The sequence below is a fragment of the Mycobacterium sp. genome, assembly GCF_049683935.1.
Lineage (GTDB): Bacteria > Actinomycetota > Actinomycetes > Mycobacteriales > Mycobacteriaceae > Mycobacterium.
On record NZ_JBAUJR010000236.1, the window covers coordinates 1 to 17,822 of the forward strand.

General features: G+C 66.8%; 20 protein-coding genes. 13 read left to right on the forward strand and 7 right to left on the reverse strand.

Translation table 11 applies throughout. The features are described 5' to 3' along the window. Nucleotides 1–1,238 (reverse strand): bifunctional ADP-dependent NAD(P)H-hydrate dehydratase/NAD(P)H-hydrate epimerase (locus tag WA965_RS13630; RefSeq protein WP_526447635.1); only part of this gene is annotated, 1,238 nt, incomplete at its 3' end. Between the two features lie 31 nt (nucleotides 1,239–1,269). Between WA965_RS13630 and WA965_RS13635 the strand changes: the two genes are divergently transcribed. Further along, entirely contained in the window at nucleotides 1,270–1,644 is a 375-nt protein-coding gene (locus WA965_RS13635; RefSeq protein WP_526302527.1) for a DUF4440 domain-containing protein, read from the forward strand. 2 nt (nucleotides 1,645–1,646) lie between these two features. Here WA965_RS13635 and WA965_RS13640 read toward each other — a convergent pair whose 3' ends face one another. After that, nucleotides 1,647–2,846: a thiolase family protein gene (locus tag WA965_RS13640; protein WP_526302525.1), complete on the reverse strand. Its 1,200-nt coding sequence runs from the start codon at nucleotides 2,844–2,846 to the stop codon at nucleotides 1,647–1,649. A gap of 55 nt (nucleotides 2,847–2,901) precedes the next feature. Between WA965_RS13640 and WA965_RS13645 the strand changes: the two genes are divergently transcribed. Beyond that, nucleotides 2,902–3,177 carry a Zn-ribbon domain-containing OB-fold protein gene (locus WA965_RS13645; protein ID WP_526302523.1) on the forward strand — a complete coding sequence of 92 codons (276 nt, stop codon included), beginning with the start codon at nucleotides 2,902–2,904 and terminating at the stop codon, nucleotides 3,175–3,177. Here the strand turns inward: WA965_RS13645 and WA965_RS13650 are convergent. From WA965_RS13650 to glmS, 3 genes are all read right to left on the reverse strand, one after another. Continuing rightward, the gene (locus WA965_RS13650; protein ID WP_526302533.1) at nucleotides 3,174–3,545 is read right to left on the reverse strand and encodes an STAS domain-containing protein; all 372 of its coding nucleotides are present in this window, start codon (nucleotides 3,543–3,545) and stop codon (nucleotides 3,174–3,176) included. The genes WA965_RS13645 and WA965_RS13650 overlap by 4 nt on opposite strands. Before the next feature lie 159 nt (nucleotides 3,546–3,704). Beyond that, complete coding sequence (locus WA965_RS13655; RefSeq protein WP_526302521.1) at nucleotides 3,705–4,613, reverse strand: alpha/beta fold hydrolase; 909 nt, start codon at nucleotides 4,611–4,613, stop codon at nucleotides 3,705–3,707. A 6-nt stretch (nucleotides 4,614–4,619) separates the two neighbouring features. Beyond that, nucleotides 4,620–6,497, reverse strand: a complete 1,878-nt coding sequence (glmS, locus tag WA965_RS13660; RefSeq protein WP_526302519.1) for a glutamine--fructose-6-phosphate transaminase (isomerizing) — start codon at nucleotides 6,495–6,497, stop codon at nucleotides 4,620–4,622. A gap of 55 nt (nucleotides 6,498–6,552) precedes the next feature. Between glmS and WA965_RS13665 the strand changes: the two genes are divergently transcribed. Genes WA965_RS13665 through WA965_RS13675 form a run of 3 tightly spaced genes read left to right on the forward strand, consistent with a single transcriptional unit; the run spans nucleotide 6,553 to nucleotide 8,897 of the window. Further along, on the forward strand, nucleotides 6,553–7,398 hold the full coding sequence (locus tag WA965_RS13665; RefSeq protein ID WP_526302517.1) for a dienelactone hydrolase family protein: 846 nt from the start codon (nucleotides 6,553–6,555) through the stop codon (nucleotides 7,396–7,398). A gap of 42 nt (nucleotides 7,399–7,440) precedes the next feature. After that, entirely contained in the window at nucleotides 7,441–8,478 is a 1,038-nt protein-coding gene (locus tag WA965_RS13670; protein WP_526302515.1) for an LLM class F420-dependent oxidoreductase, read from the forward strand. Next, nucleotides 8,475–8,897, forward strand: a complete 423-nt coding sequence (locus tag WA965_RS13675; RefSeq protein ID WP_526302513.1) for a PPOX class F420-dependent oxidoreductase — start codon at nucleotides 8,475–8,477, stop codon at nucleotides 8,895–8,897. The genes WA965_RS13670 and WA965_RS13675 overlap by 4 nt, the downstream gene beginning before the upstream one ends. Here the strand turns inward: WA965_RS13675 and WA965_RS13680 are convergent. After that, on the reverse strand, nucleotides 8,881–9,276 hold the full coding sequence (locus WA965_RS13680; protein ID WP_526302511.1) for a DUF6632 domain-containing protein: 396 nt from the start codon (nucleotides 9,274–9,276) through the stop codon (nucleotides 8,881–8,883). The genes WA965_RS13675 and WA965_RS13680 overlap by 17 nt on opposite strands. Nucleotides 9,277–9,443: 167 nt before the next feature. On the opposite strand from WA965_RS13680, the gene WA965_RS13685 reads away from it, so the two are divergent. The 7 genes from WA965_RS13685 to WA965_RS13715 are packed head-to-tail and all read left to right on the forward strand — an operon-like array spanning nucleotide 9,444 to nucleotide 15,961. Beyond that, the gene (locus WA965_RS13685; RefSeq protein ID WP_526302509.1) at nucleotides 9,444–10,184 is read left to right on the forward strand and encodes a GntR family transcriptional regulator; all 741 of its coding nucleotides are present in this window, start codon (nucleotides 9,444–9,446) and stop codon (nucleotides 10,182–10,184) included. After that, nucleotides 10,181–11,221, forward strand: coding sequence for an ABC transporter substrate-binding protein (locus WA965_RS13690; protein WP_526302507.1), 1,041 nt, complete (start codon nucleotides 10,181–10,183; stop codon nucleotides 11,219–11,221). Before WA965_RS13685 ends, WA965_RS13690 begins: the two co-directional genes overlap by 4 nt. Next, nucleotides 11,218–12,051 (forward strand): ABC transporter permease, encoded by an 834-nt coding sequence (locus WA965_RS13695; RefSeq protein WP_526302505.1) that lies wholly within the window; start codon nucleotides 11,218–11,220, stop codon nucleotides 12,049–12,051. The genes WA965_RS13690 and WA965_RS13695 overlap by 4 nt, the downstream gene beginning before the upstream one ends. 1 nt (nucleotide 12,052) lies before the next feature. Continuing rightward, entirely contained in the window at nucleotides 12,053–12,874 is an 822-nt protein-coding gene (locus WA965_RS13700) for an ABC transporter permease (protein WP_526302503.1), read from the forward strand. Between the two features lie 24 nt (nucleotides 12,875–12,898). Next, complete coding sequence (locus tag WA965_RS13705; RefSeq protein ID WP_526302501.1) at nucleotides 12,899–13,663, forward strand: ABC transporter ATP-binding protein; 765 nt, start codon at nucleotides 12,899–12,901, stop codon at nucleotides 13,661–13,663. Nucleotides 13,664–13,688: 25 nt separating this feature from the next. Beyond that, a complete protein-coding gene (locus WA965_RS13710; protein ID WP_526302499.1) occupies nucleotides 13,689–15,230 on the forward strand; it encodes an aldehyde dehydrogenase in 1,542 nt (513 codons plus the stop codon). Further along, a complete protein-coding gene (locus WA965_RS13715) occupies nucleotides 15,230–15,961 on the forward strand; it encodes an enoyl-CoA hydratase/isomerase family protein (RefSeq protein WP_526302497.1) in 732 nt (243 codons plus the stop codon). The genes WA965_RS13710 and WA965_RS13715 overlap by 1 nt, the downstream gene beginning before the upstream one ends. 4 nt (nucleotides 15,962–15,965) lie before the next feature. Here WA965_RS13715 and WA965_RS13720 read toward each other — a convergent pair whose 3' ends face one another. After that, nucleotides 15,966–16,541 carry a TetR/AcrR family transcriptional regulator gene (locus WA965_RS13720; RefSeq protein ID WP_526302495.1) on the reverse strand — a complete coding sequence of 192 codons (576 nt, stop codon included), beginning with the start codon at nucleotides 16,539–16,541 and terminating at the stop codon, nucleotides 15,966–15,968. A 44-nt stretch (nucleotides 16,542–16,585) separates the two neighbouring features. Here WA965_RS13720 and WA965_RS13725 point away from each other — a divergent pair, with 44 nt between their 5' ends. Beyond that, nucleotides 16,586–17,728: an acyl-CoA dehydrogenase family protein gene (locus WA965_RS13725; protein ID WP_526302493.1), complete on the forward strand. Its 1,143-nt coding sequence runs from the start codon at nucleotides 16,586–16,588 to the stop codon at nucleotides 17,726–17,728. The last annotated feature ends 94 nt before the right edge of the window (nucleotides 17,729–17,822 follow it).

The window sequence follows — 17,822 nt, forward strand, 5'->3', positions numbered from 1 at the left end:
ATCCCGGACAGCACATCACCGGATCCGGCGGTGGCCGCCCAGGATTGACCGGCGACGTTCAGATACGCGGTGCCCTGCGGTTCGGCGACGACGGTGACGTTGCCCTTGAGCAGGACGGTGACGCCCAGTTGATCGGCGAGCCGCCGGGTGGCGCCGACACGGTCCGCACCCGGCGGTGATCCGGCCAGTCGCGCGTACTCGCCGGCATGCGGGGTCAGAACCGTCGGGGCGCTGCGGCCCCCGACGAGTTCCGGGTGGGCGGCCAGGATCGTCAGCCCGTCGGCGTCGACGATGACCGGCACGTCGGATTCCAACGCGAAACACAGCGCTGCCGCGGCCGTCTCATCAGTGCCCAGCCCAGGACCGACGACCCAGGCCTGCACCCGGCCCGCCGACGCGTGACCGGGTGTCGCGATCACCTCCGGCCAGTGCGAAACCACCTCTGCCGCAGCGGTTCCCGCGTACCGGACCATGCCGGACGTGGCGGCCACCGCAGCGCCGGTGCACAGGATCGCCGCGCCGGGGTAGGTTGCCGAGCCGGCCATCACACCGGTGACGCCCTGGGTGTACTTGTCGTCGTGGGGTCCGGGGACCGGCCAGCGGGCGGCCACGTCGTCGGCCTCGAAGCCCACCATGACACTCGCCGGCAGATCCAGCCCGATGTCGATGAGTTCGACACGCCCGCAGTCCCGCAATGCGTGGACCGGCTTGAGCCCGCCGAACGTGACCGTCACCGCAGGTGTGACGTGCGGGCCGTCGGCCGCGCCGGTGTGGACGTCGATTCCGCTGGGCAGGTCGACGGCGACGACCGGGACACCGGCTACCTCTACGGCGTCGAACACCGCCGCCGCGTTCGGCCGCAGTGGTCCGGAGCCGGAGATGCCGACAACGCCGTCGATCACCAGATCGGTTGACGGAGGCAGCTTCTGGACGATCCAGCCACCCGCCCGGGTGAACGCCGCGAGGGCTTTGTGGTGGGCCTTTTCCGGGTTGAGCAGGATCGCTGTCGCCCCGGCGCCGCGGCGGCGCAGGTACGTCGCGGCCCACAGTGCGTCACCACCGTTGTCGCCTGAGCCGACGACCGCGCAGACGGTGCGGCCGCTGACGGTGCCGAGTTCGCGGGCGATCGCGGTGGCGAGCCCGAAGGCCGCCCGGCGCATCAGCACGCCGTCGGGAAGGGAGGCCAACAGCGGTGCTTCGGCCTCGCGGATCTCATCGGCGGTGTAGTAGTACCGCATGGCTCACAGGTTACGTGGGTACCTGACAATCATGGCGAATCGTGAACTCACCGAAGAGCTCCTCGAACTCGAACACGCAGGCTGGAAGTCGCTGTGCGACGGCACCGGCGACCAGTTCTACGGCGGGATGATGGCCGACGACGCGGTGATGGTGTTGGCCAACGGCATCGTGATGGATCGTGCCACGGTCGCCGCCGCACTCGGTGAGTCACCGCCCTGGGCGCGCTACGAGATCAGCGACGTCCGGTTGATCGAAGTCACGCCTGACACCGCCGCGTTGGTTTACACCGGCACAGGGTGGCGGGACGGGCAGGACGAGCCGTTTGTCGGCGCGATGTCCTCGGTGTACCACCGCGCCGGCCACGGCTGGAAGCTCGTTCTCTATCAGCAGTCCGCCAAGGGCTGACGTCACCTGCAGGTCAGCACCATGCAGCCGGCGATGGGCCCGCCGCCCGCGGCCGCCAGCGCCACCTGCGGCCGTTGCATCACCTGGCGGTCGCCGGCCTGACCTCGCAGCTGCAGGCAGGCCTCGTGCAGGAGCCAGTAACCGTGTAGGCGCCCCGCCGACAGCTGGCCGCCATAGGTGTTCAGCGGCAGTTCGCCGTCGAGCGCGATGCGCTGGCCTCCTTCGACGAACGGCCCGGCCTCACCGTCGCCGCAGAGCCCGAGCGCCTCCAGCCACGCGAACGTCAGAAACGTGAAGCCGTCGTAGAGTTCGGCGAGCTGCACGTCGGCGGGTGTCAGATCGGTCCGCGACCACATCTGTGCTGCCGCCTCGACAGAGGCCATCTTCGGATAGTCGGCGCGGTGCACCCAGCCCCCGGAACCGTAGGCGCCGCCGATCGCCTCGACCGCTACCGGTGGCTGCGGGCAATCCGCCGCGTGCTCGGCGCGTGAGATCACCAGCGCCACCGACCCGTCGATCGGGGCGTCACAGTCGAACAACCCCAGCGGGGTCGACACCGGCCGCGCCGACAGGTAGTCCTCCATCGTCATCGGGTCGCGGTAGACCGCCCTGGGATTCAGGGCCGCGTTGCGGCGGCTGTTGATCGCCAGCCAGCCCAACTGCTCCTTCGTGGTTCCGTAGAGCTCCATGTGACGTCGGCAGTGCATCGCGGTCCAGTTGGCCGCCGAGTAGGCGTGCGCACCCAGCAGTTCGCCGATGTCGTCGATCGCACCGATCTGGCGCCGGGTCCCGGGAGTTCTCGGCTCGACCGGCGGCGACGTCAGCACGTTCGGTTGAGAGGGGGCGGTCGGGTTGCCGGTGAGTGCACCGCCGAGCATCTGCACGGTGCGATACACCAGTACGTGCCGGGCACCGCCTTCCCCGACGGCACGCGTCGCCGCGATCACCGGGTTGATCACCCCGCCGGTGAGGAAGTCCGACCCACGGTCGATCGCATCGATTCCCAGCGCCGGCAGCAACTCCCCCGCCGTGACGTCTCCCAGCGTGGCGACTCCGTCGATGTCCGACGGGGCCAGCCCCGCGTCCGCGATCGCTTCGCGGCCGGCCTCCAGAGTCAGCTCCAACCCGGGGATGCCGGTGCGCCGCCCGATCCTCGAGATGCCGATGCCACTGATGATCGCGTTCTTCTCGAAGTGCGTCACCCGAGGTACGTTAGCCGTCATGCGCGTGCCGAGGTGCGTCCGATGTTCGCTGTGGGTGTCGCCGCCCGCCCACGACTGCCCGGAGTGCGGCGGTGAGTTGACACCTTCGCCCGTCAGCGGCCGCGGCAGCGTATTCACCTACACCGTGAACCACCATGCGTTCGACCCGACGATTCCCGTCCCGTACATCATCGCGGTCATCCAGCTCGACGAACAGCACGACCTACGTATCGTAGCGAATATCGTTGACTGTCAACCCGACTCGGTCGCCATCGGCATGCGGGTGGCGGCGACGGATACCGCGGATCCCCCAGTCTTTGTACCGGCCTAGGGATTTCGCCCGCGGATCGCCGCCGTCAACGTCGGATACAGATCGATGACCTCGTCGATACGCATCATCCGAATGGGTCGGCTGGTCGCGGGCCCGTCCGCCACCACGCGCAGCGACATATCGGCGCGCGCCGTGAGCCGGTGGGTCTCCACGAGCACGCTGATGCCGGCGGAGGACAGGAACCCCACGTCGGTGATGTCGACGATCAGAATCGACGGGCAGTTCGCCAGCGCAACGTCGAGGTGCGTCCCGAGAGTGGGTGCGGTGAGGACGTCCAGGTCGCCTTTCACGTGCAGTACCACCGTCTCGCCGTCACGCCGCGGGCTGATGCTGAACCTGCCACTTCGATTGTGCTCGCTCACATTCATCATCGCCCCCGGACCAACGAACTTGGGTGTCTGCTGCAGCTCACGCGGCCATCAAGGCGGCGACCATCGCTGCACAACGGATCATTGACAGGTATATCGGCGCAAAGCCGCCCGGCGTTAACCGATTCGACGAAGTTTTTCCCAGTTTTGGGAGAGCTGTCACGAAAATGCAGTTCGGCCAGCAGTTTCACTGTCAATTCTTTTCCAGAAACGATGTGCCCGTTCACCGATCTCGTCGGCATACTCGCCGCTGATCGCGTGTGACGCATGGGGCCAGAGTTCAACCTCCGCACGCGGCAACAACTTTGCCGCCGACTCCGCGGCGCGACGACCATCGTGGATCACGCTGCGCCCCGCGATCAACGCGAGCACCGGGACGTCCAGGGCTTTCAGCTGGTCAGCGGTGAATCGTGTCGGAAGAGGTTGCCGCAGCACAAAATCGCGCGCGCCTGCTGCGATCAACGCTGCCACCGCAACGGAGTCGTCGAGATCGACACCTCCCGAGATCCACTTCAGTACCTGCTTCCGGAGGAATTCGGGCGCGCCGGACAGACCCATCGGGATCACGGCGAGCATCGTTCGAATGGGAATGGGCGCAAACGTCATCGCCGGATCCAGCAGCGTCAACGATGCCACACCGCCGTGCCCGTGGACGGCATGATTGGTGGCAGACCACGCCCCGAAGGACACCCCCATCAGATGTGGGCATGTCAGACCCATGCCGGTCAGCAGCTCGTCGAACCACGACGCCTGATCTTCGGATCCGGAGATCGGTCGCTGTTGCACCGACATCCCGGGCTCGCCCAGGAGGTCTACGGAGTACACCGGCCGGTGGGCCAGCAGACCGGGCAGATTCGCCCCCCACATCGGCGTCGAGGCGTTGCGACCCGGCAGCAGCACGACCGGACGTCCAGGACCTCCTGCGAAACGGTAGACCCGGACCCGGCCGAAAAGTGTTGGCACGTCGAACGACTCGTCATACGGCGGAAGCCTGGCCATCGCCGCGCGGTAGGTGGTGACAAAGTGGTCGTGACCGGCGTCGCTGCGGAAGTGCCCGACCGTGCTCACGCGGGGCTACTCGACGGTGACCGACTTCGCCAGGTTCCGCGGCTTGTCGACGTCGTACCCGCGCGCCTGGGCCACGCCCGCGGCGAACACCTGAAGCGGAATCGAGGACAGCAAGGGTTGCAGAAGTGTTGGCACCGCCGGCATCTCGATGAGATGGTCGGCGTAGGGCCGCACCGTGTCATCACCTTCCTCGGCGATCACGATGGTCACCGCGCCCCGGGCCTGGATCTCCCGGATGTTCGACAGCAACTTCGAGTGCAGCGTGGCCGCGTTCTTCGGCGACGGCATCACGATGATGACGGGCAGGTCGTCCTCGATGAGGGCGATCGGGCCGTGCTTGAGCTCACCCGCGGCGAAGCCCTCGGCGTGCATGTACGCCAATTCCTTGAGCTTGAGCGCGCCTTCGAGCGCCACCGGATATCCCACGTGGCGGCCCAGGAACAGCACCGTCTGCGACGACGCGAAGCGGGTGGCCAGTTGCGCGACGGGGTCGGCCGCGGTGGCCAGCACACGCGCGATCAGGTCGGGCATCGCCTCGAGGTCGTGATACTCGCGGGCCACCTCGTCGGGGTACTTGGTGCCGCGGGCCTGCGCAAGTGCCAGTCCGACAAGGTAACTCGCGGCGATCTGGGCCAGGAACGTCTTCGTCGACGCGACCCCGATCTCGGGTCCGGCGCGGGTGTAGAGCACCGCGTCACATTCCCGGGGGATCTGGCTGCCGTTGGTGTTGCAGATGGCCAGCACCTTGGCCTTCTGCTCCTTGGCGTGCCGCACCGCCTCCAGCGTGTCGGCGGTCTCACCGGACTGCGAGATCGCCACCACCAGGGTGTGGCTGTCGAGAACCGGGTCGCGGTAACGGAATTCGCTGGCCAGTTCGACCTCGACGGGCAGCCGGGTCCAGTGCTCGATCGCATACTTGGCGAGCAGCCCGGAGTGGAACGCGGTCCCGCACGCGACGATGAAGACCTTGTCGATTTCGCGCAGTTCCTGGTCGGCGAGACGCTGCTCGTCGAGCACGATGCGGTTGTCGATGAAGTGACCCAGCAGGGTGTCGGAGACGGCGGCCGGCTGCTCGGCGATCTCCTTGAGCATGAAGTACTCGTAGCCACCCTTTTCGGCGGCCGAGGTGTCCCAGTCGATGTGGAACACGCGGTAGTCCGTCGAGGAATCTGCGAGGTTGCCCGCGAAGTCGGTGATGCGATAACCGTCCGCGGTGACCACCACCGCCTGGTCCTGACCGAGTTCCACCGCCTCGCGGGTGTGCTCGATGAATGCGGAGACGTCGGAGCCGACGAACATCTCACCGTCACCGATGCCGAGCACCAGTGGAGTGGAGCGGCGCGCGGCGACGATCATGTCCGGTTGGTCGGCGTGCGCGAAGACCAGCGTGAAGTGACCCTCGAGCCGACGCAGAACCGCCAGCACCGAAGCCGCGAAGTCACCTGCGTTGTCGCCGTCCGCATACTCACGCGCCACCAGGTGGACGGCTACCTCGGTGTCGGTGTCGCTGGCGAACTCGACCCCGGCGACCTCGAGTTCGGCGCGCAGCGCGGAGTGGTTCTCGATGATGCCGTTGTGGACGACCGCGACCTTGCCGGTGGCGTCCTGATGCGGGTGGGCGTTGCGGTCGGTGGGCCTGCCGTGTGTCGCCCACCGGGTGTGCCCGAGACCTGTCGCCCCGACGAGATGGTCCGCTCCGGTCTCGCCTAGAGCGGCTTCGAGGTTGGCCAACCGACCTGCCTTACGGCGAACGGTCAGCCCGCCCTGGCCGTCGAGCAGCACCACGCCCGCCGAGTCATAGCCTCGGTACTCCATCCGGCGCAGCGCGTCGACGACGATCCCGCAGGCAGGACGCTGCCCGACGTAGCCGACGATTCCGCACATAGCCATACAGGGTAGTGCAGGAACGCGTCTGCTCCGGGTGGGCTACGGTCATCGGGTGGCCAGCACGAAGAAGCTCTTCAACGCGTTGACCCGCCGTGGCCCACACCGTGTGATGCGCGGTGACCTGGCCTTTGCCGGGCTCCCAGGCGTCGTCTACACCCCCGCTGCGGGTAAGAATCTGCCGGGCGTCGCGTTCGCTCACGACTGGATCACATCGGCCGATCGCTACCACGGAACGCTGGAGCATCTGGCGTCCTGGGGCATCGTCGCGGCCGCCCCCAACACCGAGACCGGATTGGCCCCGTCGGCGCTGACTCTGGCCTACGACCTCGGCACGACGCTGGACATCATCGCGGGCGTGCGGCTGGGCACCGGCGACATCAGCGTGCACCCGGGCAAGCTGGGCCTCGCAGGGCACGGGTTCGGTGCGTCGACGACGGTCTTCGCAGCGGCGGGGATGGCGGTGAAGCCGAAGGCGGTGTTCGCCGCGTACCCCACGATCACCAAGCCGTCCGCCGAGCAGCCTGCGGCAACACTGCGCGTTCCCGGCCTGATCCTGGCCGATCCCGGTGATCCGATGACGCTGAGGTCCAATACCGTCGAACTGGCGCGTGCGTGGAAGACAGCCACGCTGCGCGCGACGTCGAACACCAAGTCCGGAGGCCTGGTCGAGGGGCGCAGACTGGCTCCGGTCGTCGGGCTTCCGGGCGCTGACAAGAGCACGCAGAAGATCGTGCGGGCTCTGATGACCGGGTACTTCCTGCACATGCTGACCGGTGACAAGGTCTACAAGGACTTCGCCGACGCCGAGGTCGAACTCCCGAAGGCGTCGGTGATGGACCCCTTCGCCGACGACCCGGTGGACCTGGAGAACAAGGTCGTCGCGCTCCTCAAGCCCTGACCGGAGCTAGCCCAACCAACTGGTTGGGTGTATATCTTGCTGATGCGAACAGGCATCTTCCTCAGCTACGCCGGCGGCTTCCTCGATGCGGTCGAGGAGGTGGTCGAACTCGAGAAGATCGGTGTCGACATCGCACTGGTCGCCGAGGCCTACTCCTACGACGCGATCAGCCAACTCGGCTTTCTGGCGGCCCGAACGTCGCGGATCGAGTTGGGAACCGGCGTCGTCCCGATCTACACCCGCACCCCCGCACTGATGGCGATGACGGCCGCGGGCCTCGACTACATCTCCGACGGCCGCTTCCGGCTCGGCCTGGGCACCTCGGGCCCGCAGGTGGTGGAGGGCTTCCACGGCGTGCCGTTCGACGCCCCGTTGGGGCGCACCCGCGAGGTCGTCGAGATCTGCCGTCAGGTGTGGCGTCGCGAACGCCTCAGCCATGACGGCAAGCACTACCAGGTGCCACTGCCGGCCGACCGCGGGACCGGGCTGGGAAAACCTCTCAAGCTGATCAACCACCCTGTGCGGGAACGGATCCCGATCACCATTGCCGCACTCGGCCCGAAGAACGTCGAGCTGACCGCCGAGATCGCCGAGGGATGGCAGCCGGTGTTCTTCTACCCGGAGAAGGCCGACGAGGTCTGGGGCGACGCGCTGCGCGCGGGTGCCGCCAAACGCGATCCGGCTCTCGGCCCTCTCGATGTCATGGTGAGCGCCAGCCTGGCGATCGGCGACGACGTCGATGACCGATTGGCCTGGGCCAAGCCACAATTGGCGCTCTACATCGGCGGCATGGGTGCCCGGGGTCGCAATTTCTACCACAATCTGGCGACGCGCTACGGCTACGGCGAGGTCGCCGACCATATCCAGGACCTCTACCTGGCGGGCAAGAAGGCCGAAGCCATCGACGCAGTGCCCGACGAACTCGTGCGTCAGGTGTCCCTGGTGGGGCCGCGCGGCTTCGTCAAGGAACGGGTGGCCGCCTTCGCCGAGGCCGGCGTGACGACGCTGCTCGTGCATCCGCTGACCGGCGACCGACGCGAAACCGTGGCCTTCGTGGAGGAATTACAGTCACTGTTGTGACCGAACTCTCCGATGACGTGATCGGCTTCCTCTCCGAGGGCACCCGCACCGCCAAGCTCGGATTCGTCGCAGCGGACGGCCGTCCGCTGGTGGCGCCCGTCTGGTTCATCGTCGACGGACAACAGTTGGTGTTCAACACCGGCAAGACCACCGCCAAGGGGCGGGCGCTCTTCCGCGACCCCCGCGTGGTGCTGTGCATCGACGACGACCGACCTCCCTTCTCGTTCGTGCAGGTTCAGGGAACGGCAACCATCGGCGAGGATCCGGCCGAGGTGCTGGACACGGCAACCCGCATCGGCGGCCGCTACATGGGCGAGGATCGGGCCGAGGAGTTCGGGCGCCGCAACGGCGTCCCGGGCGAGTTGGTGGTTCGGGTCACGCCCACCAAGGTCCTCAAGGCGTTCAACCTCGCAGACTGAGGGCGGAAGACCGAACAAGAGCCGATAGCACCACCGCCACCAGGAGCAGCGCCGGCACGTCTCCCCACAGATGTCCCCTGTGGTGGCCGCTGCCGAAGGACTGGACAGCCATGATCGCTGCGTGCACGACACTTGACCACACGGTGAACCAGATGAGGCTGACGTTGGCCTCCGGACGGCGGGCAGCCCTCCAGAGGAATATGCCCAGCGTGGCATACAGACCGACGATCATCATGAAGTAATCGGACTGGTGCGGCGCACCGGGATGCCACGCCCACCCTGACGGCCAGACAACCGCCAGCGGATAGAGCAGCATCATCACCGCGCCGAAAGCGACGAGCGCGATCTGCAGAAGTCTGTAGCTGTGAGGGATTGCCATCGCGTGCTCCCGCATCCTCGCATCGATCGTGGCGTCACATTACGCCCGGCGGGGTCCGGGTAGCGGGCTCCGCAATATGTGACTGCCACCTCCCCTGTTCCGCCATGTGATTGACACCACAGCTTTTGCTGTATACAGTTCAGTCATTCGGTAGACAAGGAGAGAAGATGGCATACCAAAATGCCGCGGGTAGGGTCGCCTCTGAACTGCGCAGCGGGATCCTTCACGGTGAGATCGCTCCCGGTTCTCGGCTGTCCCAGCTGCGTCTCGCCGAGCGCTTCGGTGTCAGCCGGATCCCCGTCCGCGACGCCCTCCAGTTGCTCGCTGGCGAAGGGCTGGTGCACCCGGCGTCGAATGCCACCGCGGTGGTCACCGGCATGTCGGTGCCCGAACTGCAGGAACTCTACGAACTCCGGGAAGCCGTCGAACCGATCGCCACCCAGATCGCGGTGCCCAACGTCGGCCGGGCCGACATCCTCACCATGCGCAAGCAACTGGTCATCATGGAAGAGAACGTCGACGCCCGCGCCTGGCTGGCGGCCAACGCGGACTTCCACGCCGCGGTGTACATGCGGGCGAACCGGCCACGGATGATCGAGCTGGTCGAGCAGCTTCGCCGGCTCACCGACCGGTACCTGTACGTGCACCTCGAGGTCATCGGCCGGACCGAGCACCTCCATGCCGAGCACCTCGCCATCATGGCCGCCGTCGAGAGTGGCGACGCCGCACTCGCTGCCCGCCTCACCCGCGAACACCTCGCGACCTCGCACGACTACATCCTCACCTATCTTCTCGAAAACCCCACTGCCACAGGCGGAGACGATTTCGTCAGCCTGCATGAGGCAGCACCAGTAGCCGCGTCAGAGGCATCGTCGCCTCACGCTCAGTTGAAGGGAACAAACAAGTGAACGGTCTCGCACGACGCCTCACAGCCGCAGTCCTGGCGGCGACCACCGCGGTGGCCCTCTCCGCCTGCGTCTCCAGGCCCGAACAGAACGCCGGCGGCGACGGCGGCACCATTCGATTCACCTTCGCGCCGGATCCGGTGTGGGACTACATCACCGACCAGGGAATCCTCGAAGAGATGGAGGCCGAGTCGGGCATCAACATCGAGGCGTCCTCCACCTGGGACGAGTTCGGCGTATTCGCCGGCGGTCACGCCGACATCGTGTCGTCGGCGAGCTACGAGGTGCCCGTCATCGAAGAGGAGACCGGGCGCAACACCGTGGTGATCGGCAAGTACAACATGGACCGCAGCGTGATCATCGCGCGCGCCGACAATCCTGCCAACACCTTGGCCGACCTGCAGGGCGAGGACATCTCGGCCTTCACCGCGGTGTCGGCGACTCTGGTGTGGGGGGCCTACGCGAAGAAGCTCCATGACGTCGACTTCCGTTCCGGCGGAGGGGATTACAACATCATTGTGGCCGACCCGCAGCAGCAGGCGGACCTGGTCGAAAGGGGTGAGGTCGCAGCGTGTGTGTGCCTGCCCGAGTTCGCCACGCCGGGCCTTCGCTCCGGGGAGCTCAAGGTGCTCTACGACGGCAAGGCCTCCAAGGACATGTATGCCGACCTGGTCGTCGAGGGTCACGAAGGCCCGATGATCAACGTGTTCCTCGCCGGTGCCGAATGGGCCGAGGAGAATCCCGAGCAGGTCGAGTTCTTCCTCGAGGTCTGGCAGCGCGGACTGCAGGAGTGGGAGCAGAACAAGACCGAGATCATCGAGACCTACCCGCAGCACTTCGCGGTCGAGGCACCCGAGGACGTGGCCTTCGTCCAGGAGTACGTCAACGACAACGACTGGTTCGTCCGCGACGTGCGATTCGACCAGCAGTGGGCCGACGGTGAATCCCAGGTCTTCCCGCTGCTGAAGGAGACCGGTTTCATGGATGAATCCCAGGCCCTGCCCAACTTCCGGATCTCCGAGGGCGGCAACGGGTCATGACGGTGACCACCACCGAGCGTGCTGAAGGGGGTGCACCCCCGGCCCCCGAGGGTGCACCCCCCAGCACGATAGGCAAAAACCTGCGACGTACCGGTCTCGCACTGACCGGATACCTCACCCTGTTCGCCGTGTGGTCGGCGTGCTCGCTGTTCTTCTTCACCCCCTACGTGCTGCCGGCGCCCTGGACGGTCGGTGCCGAGATGTGGCACCTCGCCGCCGACGGCACCGCGTTCGTCCAGTTCGGTTCCAGCATCGTCAAGATCGCCGTGGGCTTCGCGATCGGCACCGTGGTGGGCGTCCCGCTGGGACTGCTCATGGGACGGATGCGGTACTGGAACTACTTCTTCCAGCAGCCGCTGCTCGTCCTGGGCAACGTGCCCGGTCTGGCGTTCGCGGTGTTCGCCCTGATCCTGTTCGGGATCGGCGCCATCGGTCCGATCGTCGTGGTGGCCTTCGTCGCACTCCCCTACGTGGCGCTCAACGTGGCGCAGGGCGTCGAGGAGGTCGACCGGAATCTGATCGACATGAGCGCGGTGTACGGCCTGAACCGCAGCGCCATCCTCCGGTCGGTGTTCCTGCCGTCGATCATGCCGTTCCTGTTCGCAGCGTTGCGGTACGGCTTCGCGATGGCCTGGAAGGTGGAGGCTCTCACCGAGGTGTTCGGCGGGCGCAGTGGCATCGGCTTCATGATTCGCCAGTCCTACCAGGAGTTCTCGGTCGCCGGCGTGCTGGCGTGGACCGGATTCTTCGTCCTGTTCATCCTGCTGATCGAGCGGGTTTTCCTTGCCGGACTCGAACGCCGGTTCTTCGCCTGGAGAGGAGGTCGCTGACATGACCGCACCCACAACCGCACCCACAACGAAACCGTCCTGGCTCACCGGGCCGTTCGGCGCCAGCGCGGCCGCCGCAGTCGTGTTCCTGCTGCTGTGGCAGGCGGCCGGCATGTTCAGCGAACGCATCCCCGGACCGGCGCCCGTCATCCAGGCCGCGATCAGAGAGGTCGAGCGCGGGGAGTTCTTCTTCAACTTCGCCATCAGCATGCAGCGCTTCGGGATCGGCATGGCCATCTCCATCGCCGTCGGAATCGCCATCGGCCTCGCCATCGGGTCGTCACGCCTGTTCGACGATATGTTCGGCGATGTCAACCTGGTCGGTCTGGCGATCCCGGCGGTGATCTGGGCGCTGCTGTGCGCCATGTGGTTCGGATTCTCCGACACCGCACCGATCGTCACCGTGGTGCTCTCGGCAGTACCGTTCGTAGTCGTCAACGTGGCAGCAGGGGCACGCTCCATACCGCCTGCGCTGCTGGACATGTCGGACTCCTACGGCGTGACGTCGGCCCGGCGGTTGCGCCACGTGATCCTTCCCTCGGTCACCGGGTACACCGTCGCCGGGATCCGATTCGGCGTCATGTCCGGCTGGAACGGACTGCTGCTGTCGGAGTGGTTCGGATCGGCCGACGGTGTCGGCCATCAGGCCCGGTACTGGTACGACGCCAACCAGATGCCAGGGTTCGTCGCCTGGATCGCGTTCTTCATCCTCTTCATGGTCCTGACCGACCGGGTAGTTCTGGAGCGCCTGTCGCGCCGCGCATTCCGTTGGCGTGACGGCGAATCCACGAGTGCCACCCCCGCCGCGGCTCCGGCCGCCTGACATCCGAACAGAAGGAATCCCGTCATGGCCACTGTCCACGTGAAAAATCTGGTCAAGGTGTTCACCACACCAACCGGACCCCAGACCGTCATCGACGGTATCGACTTCGAGATCGCCGACCGCTCGTTCGTGTCTCTTGTCGGCCCGTCGGGTTGCGGGAAGACCACGCTGCTCAACATCATCGCGGGGATCGAGACCGCGACCGCAGGTTCGGTGTCCATCGGGTCGGCCGACCGGCCGGGCAAGCTGGCCTACGTCTTCCAGGAGCCCCGCCTGCTCCCCTGGCGCTCGATCTTCGACAACCTGATGTACGTCCAGCGCACCCATGACGATGCGGCGAAAGAGCGGGTGCACGAAGCACTTCAGCGTGTCGGGCTGGGCCATGCCGAGAAGAAGTGGCCGGGTCAGCTCTCCGGCGGCCAGCAGCAGCGGGTCGGCATCGCTCGGGCGCTTTCGGTCGAACCCGACGTGCTGCTGATGGACGAGCCGTTCAGCCACCTCGACGCCATCACCGCCCGGGGACTGCGGGAACACCTGCAGGAACTCTGGGCGGCGACACGCAAGACGGTCGTGTTCGTCACGCACGACGTCAGTGAGGCAGCCGAACTGTCCGACCGCATCCTGATGCTCGCTCCGGGCGGGACCATCCACGAGGACATCCCGGTCGATCTGCCGCGCCCGCGCAAAGCATCGAACGAGAAGGTCGCCGTCCTGGAGTCATCGATATTGCGTCGATTCGAGGACCTCGAGGCCGCCGCGAAAACGCCTCCCGCCCCTGTCAACGCCTGACCCACCACAACAAAGAGGCCATTCCATGCCTGAACAGTCCACATCCTCGGCCGCACCAACGGTGCTGGGCACCAACGGTGAATCGGCACACGCACTGCTGATCAACGGCGAGCACCGTTCCGGCGGTGGCGATCTGCTCGAACTGATCAATCCCGCCACCGCCAAGGTGTTTGCACGCTGCCACAGTGCCAGCCTCGAGGACACCGATGACGCGGTGTCTTCGGCGCGGTCGGCCTTCGACGCCGGCGTCTGGTCCCAGTTGTCGATTCAGGAACGGTCGCGGATCCTGCACCGGTTCGGCGACCTGCTCGAGCGCGACATGAACGAGCTGTACCGGCTGGAGACGGTCAACAACGGGCGCCCGATCACCGAGACCAAAGCTCAGATCACCCGGTTGCCGGAGTGGTACCGGTACAACGCCGCCCTGCTACTCGCCTCGCGCAATGCCGTGGTGCCGATGTCCGGCGAATATCATTCGTACACATCACGATTCCCGCTGGGCGTCGTCGCCACGCTGTCGTCGTTCAACCATCCCCTGATGATCGCGTCCAAGAGCGTGGCACCGGCTCTGGCCACCGGCAACAGCGTGGTTCTCAAGCCGTCGGAGCAGACCCCGCTGACCGCCCTGCTCGTCGGTGCGCTGGCTCTGGAAGCCGGCATCCCACCCGGTGTGCTCAACGTGGTGCCGGGCCTGGGCCCGGTCACCGGCGCGAGGCTGGCCGAGCACCCCCTGGTCGACAAGGTGGTCTTCACCGGGGGCACCGAGGTGGGCAGATCGATTTCGATGGCGACCGCCCGGCGCTTCGCCAAGTCGACCGTCGAATTGGGCGGCAAGACACCGGTTCTGGTGTTCGACGACGTCCCCGTCGAGGTGGCTGCGCGGGGTGCGGCGTTCGGTGGCTTCATCGGAGCCGGCCAGACGTGCATCGCCGGCACCCGCATCCTGGTCCAGGAGACGATCTACGACGAGTTCGTCGCCGCGCTCGTCGCGCAGGCCGAGAGCATCCGCATCGGTGACCCGAGCCAGCCCGGAACTCAACTCGGGCCGGTGATCTCGGAGCGGGCACGCACGCGCATCCTCGACTATGTCGAGATCGGTCGCTCCGAGGGGGCCACTGTGGCCACCGGAGGGTATGCGCCCGAGATCGCAGGCCTCGACGGTTACTTTGTCGCCCCGACGGTTCTCTCCGGCGTCAACAACCAGATGCGGGTGGCCCGTGAGGAGATCTTCGGACCGGTACTGGTGGTGATCCCCTTCAGCGACGAATCGGATGCGGTGGGCATCGCGAACGACTCACCGTACGGGCTCGGCTCCTCGATCTGGACGCGCGACGTGGCCAGAGCGCACCGAGTGGCCGCCAAACTCGAGCAGGGCATCGTGTGGGTCAACGACCACCACCGCCTGGATCCGTGCTCTCCGTGGGGAGGTGTGCGGGAAAGCGGACACGGCCGAGAAGGTGGCTGGGAGTCCTTCGACGATTTCACCCATGTGCGGGCGGTGACGATCCGCACCGCCGACACCGACGTGGACTGGTATGGCGACGTGGCATTGGAGCGGTTGAACTGATGACGATTTCACTGGCGGATCTGCCCGTCACCGACGGACTGTCCTTCGAACACGACGGGGCCGTGTTGACCGCGGTGCTCGACGCACCCGACGGCAACCTGATGACCATGGCCATGTGCGACGCGCTCGCAGCGGTGTTGGCCGACCCACCTGCAGAAGTGCACGTGCTGGTGTTGAGCGCTGCCGGCGAGCACTTCTGCCTCGGCCGCGAGCGCACCGCCGCCACCCCGGACGATCTCCCGGTCGAGGTGCAGCGCCTGATCGCGCTCAATGAGGCTCTCGCCGCGACCAAGCTGGTGACGGTGGCACGTGTGCACGGTGACGCAGCCGGTTTCGGGGTCGGCCTCGCGGCGCTGTGTGACGTGGCGGTGGCTACGCGCACTGCCCGGCTGAACTTTCCGGAGGTCCGGATCGACCTGGCACCCGCACTGGTTCTGGCCTGGCTACCCGCGATGGTGGGACGCCGGGAAGCGTTCTGGCTTACCGCGACCGGTGAGCCGGTGTCGGGCGACGAGGCGGTTCGCCTCGGGCTGCTCAACGAGGTCACCGACGACGTCGCGGCACTGGACGAGGCGGTCGGGCGGCGGGTGCAGTCGCTGGTGCGAGCACAACCGCGCGTCCACACCGAGATCCGGAAGATGCTGCGGTCGGTGGAGTCGCTGACTCCGGGGCAGGCCTACGAGTTGGCGGCCGACCGCCTGGTGCTGGGATCGATGCGCAGGTCCCGGTAGCCGGTCACGCCTCGATCCCGCCGGTCAGGATGGCGGCGAGCTCGCGGTAGGCGTCCGCGTCGTCGAGTCCGGTGTTCTCCCGCACCACGCGCTGTTGGATCCGCACCATGACGGTGGCCACCAGGTCGGCGGCGAATGCGGCGTGCACGTCGCGGAAATCCCCTGCCGCTACGCCCTCGGCGATCAACTCCTGCACCCTGTGCGCGGCGATACGGGTGTTGCGCTCGTACACCGCGCGTGCGGGGGCGAAGGCATCGAGGTCGACCATGAACTGGTCCGACGCGGGATCCAGCGCGGTCCCGACCGCGGACAGATAGGCTGCGATCCGGCCACGCGCGCCCAGGGCGCTCGCGACCCGCGACTCCACGAATTCCGTTGCGGCACGGAAGAAGTGCACGGTGGCCGCCTGCACCAACTGCTCCTTGCTGCCGGCCAGCGTGTAGAGCGTCGACTTCGAACACCGCAGTCTCGCAGCCATGTCCTCGAGGGTGAGGTGAGCGAAGCCCTCGGACAGCAGCAGGTCGGTGAGCGAGTCGAACAACTCGGTACGCCGCCTGGTGGCGAACGTGGGCCTGGTCATGGCGGCAATAGTACTGCAGATGGTCCTGTAGTACTGTTCCCGGTATGGCTGTCGACCGTCTACTCCCCACCGACGAGGCACACGAGCTGATCGAGCTCGCCCGTCAGATCTCCGACAAGGCCCTCGACCCGATCGTCGATCAACACGAGAGGGACGAAACCTACCCGTCGGGGGTCTTCGCGACGCTCGGCGACGCGGGGCTGTTGAGCCTGCCCTACCCCGAACAGTGGGGCGGCGGCAGTCAGCCCTACGAGGTGTACCTGCAGGTACTCGAAGAGATCGCTGCCCGCTGGGCGGCGGTGGCCGTAGCGGTCAGCGTCCACAGCCTGTCGTGTCATCCGCTGTTCGCCTTCGGCACTCCCGAGCAGCAACAACGCTGGCTGCCCGAGATGCTCGGCGGGTCCACGGTCGGCGCCTACAGCCTCTCCGAACCACAGGCCGGTTCCGATGCCGCGGCCCTGACGTGCAAGGCCACCGCGGTCGACGACGGCTACACGATCAACGGCGCCAAGGCCTGGATCACCCACGGCGGCATCGCAGACTTCTACAATCTGTTCGCGCGCACCGGCGAAGGCTCGCAGGGCATCTCCTGTTTTCTGGTCGCGAAGGACACCCCCGGCCTGGCATTCGGCAAGCCCGAGGAGAAGATGGGCCTGCACGCGGTTCCCACCACCGCCGCGCACTACGACGACGCGTTCGTCGACGCCGATCGCCGCATCGGCGCCGAAGGCCAAGGTCTGCAGATCGCTTTCAGCGCACTGGACTCCGGGCGCCTCGGCATCGCCGCGGTGGCCACCGGCCTGGCCCAGGCGGCACTCGACGATGCGGTGAACTACAGCCAGGAGCGAACCACGTTCGGTCGCAGCATCATCGACCACCAGGGACTGGCCTTTGTTCTCGCCGACATGGCGGCAGCCGTCGACTCGGCACGGGCCACCTATCTCGACGCCGCCCGTCGGCGCGATGCCGGCCTGCCATACTCGCGCCAGGCGTCGGTGGCCAAACTGGTCGCCACCGACGCGGCGATGAAGGTGACGACCGACGCGGTCCAGGTGTTCGGCGGGGCGGGCTACACCCGCGACTACCGCGTCGAGCGCTACATGCGGGAGGCCAAGATCATGCAGATCTTCGAGGGCACCAACCAGATTCAGCGGCTGGTGATCAGCCGGCACCTGGCCCGGCGGTGATTGGGTCACCGACCTGAGGCAGTTCGTCGGCGGCGATCGCACACGGTGTCTGCTCGGCCCCCACCGGATCCGCCGGCACCGCGTCGGCCGGTGG

Coding starts and splice junctions, on each gene's coding strand:
- WA965_RS13635 (WP_526302527.1), top strand. CDS start 1,270: ATGGCGAATCGTGAACTCACCGAAGAGCTCCTCGAACTCGAACACGCA.
- glmS (WP_526302519.1), bottom strand. CDS start 6,497: ATGTGCGGAATCGTCGGCTACGTCGGGCAGCGTCCTGCCTGCGGGATC.
- WA965_RS13695 (WP_526302505.1), top strand. CDS start 11,218: ATGACGGTGACCACCACCGAGCGTGCTGAAGGGGGTGCACCCCCGGCC.
- WA965_RS13680 (WP_526302511.1), bottom strand. CDS start 9,276: ATGGCAATCCCTCACAGCTACAGACTTCTGCAGATCGCGCTCGTCGCT.
- WA965_RS13700 (WP_526302503.1), top strand. CDS start 12,053: ATGACCGCACCCACAACCGCACCCACAACGAAACCGTCCTGGCTCACC.
- WA965_RS13720 (WP_526302495.1), bottom strand. CDS start 16,541: ATGACCAGGCCCACGTTCGCCACCAGGCGGCGTACCGAGTTGTTCGAC.
- WA965_RS13710 (WP_526302499.1), top strand. CDS start 13,689: ATGCCTGAACAGTCCACATCCTCGGCCGCACCAACGGTGCTGGGCACC.
- WA965_RS13670 (WP_526302515.1), top strand. CDS start 7,441: ATGCGAACAGGCATCTTCCTCAGCTACGCCGGCGGCTTCCTCGATGCG.
- WA965_RS13715 (WP_526302497.1), top strand. CDS start 15,230: ATGACGATTTCACTGGCGGATCTGCCCGTCACCGACGGACTGTCCTTC.
- WA965_RS13725 (WP_526302493.1), top strand. CDS start 16,586: ATGGCTGTCGACCGTCTACTCCCCACCGACGAGGCACACGAGCTGATC.
- WA965_RS13685 (WP_526302509.1), top strand. CDS start 9,444: ATGGCATACCAAAATGCCGCGGGTAGGGTCGCCTCTGAACTGCGCAGC.
- WA965_RS13650 (WP_526302533.1), bottom strand. CDS start 3,545: ATGAATGTGAGCGAGCACAATCGAAGTGGCAGGTTCAGCATCAGCCCG.
- WA965_RS13705 (WP_526302501.1), top strand. CDS start 12,899: ATGGCCACTGTCCACGTGAAAAATCTGGTCAAGGTGTTCACCACACCA.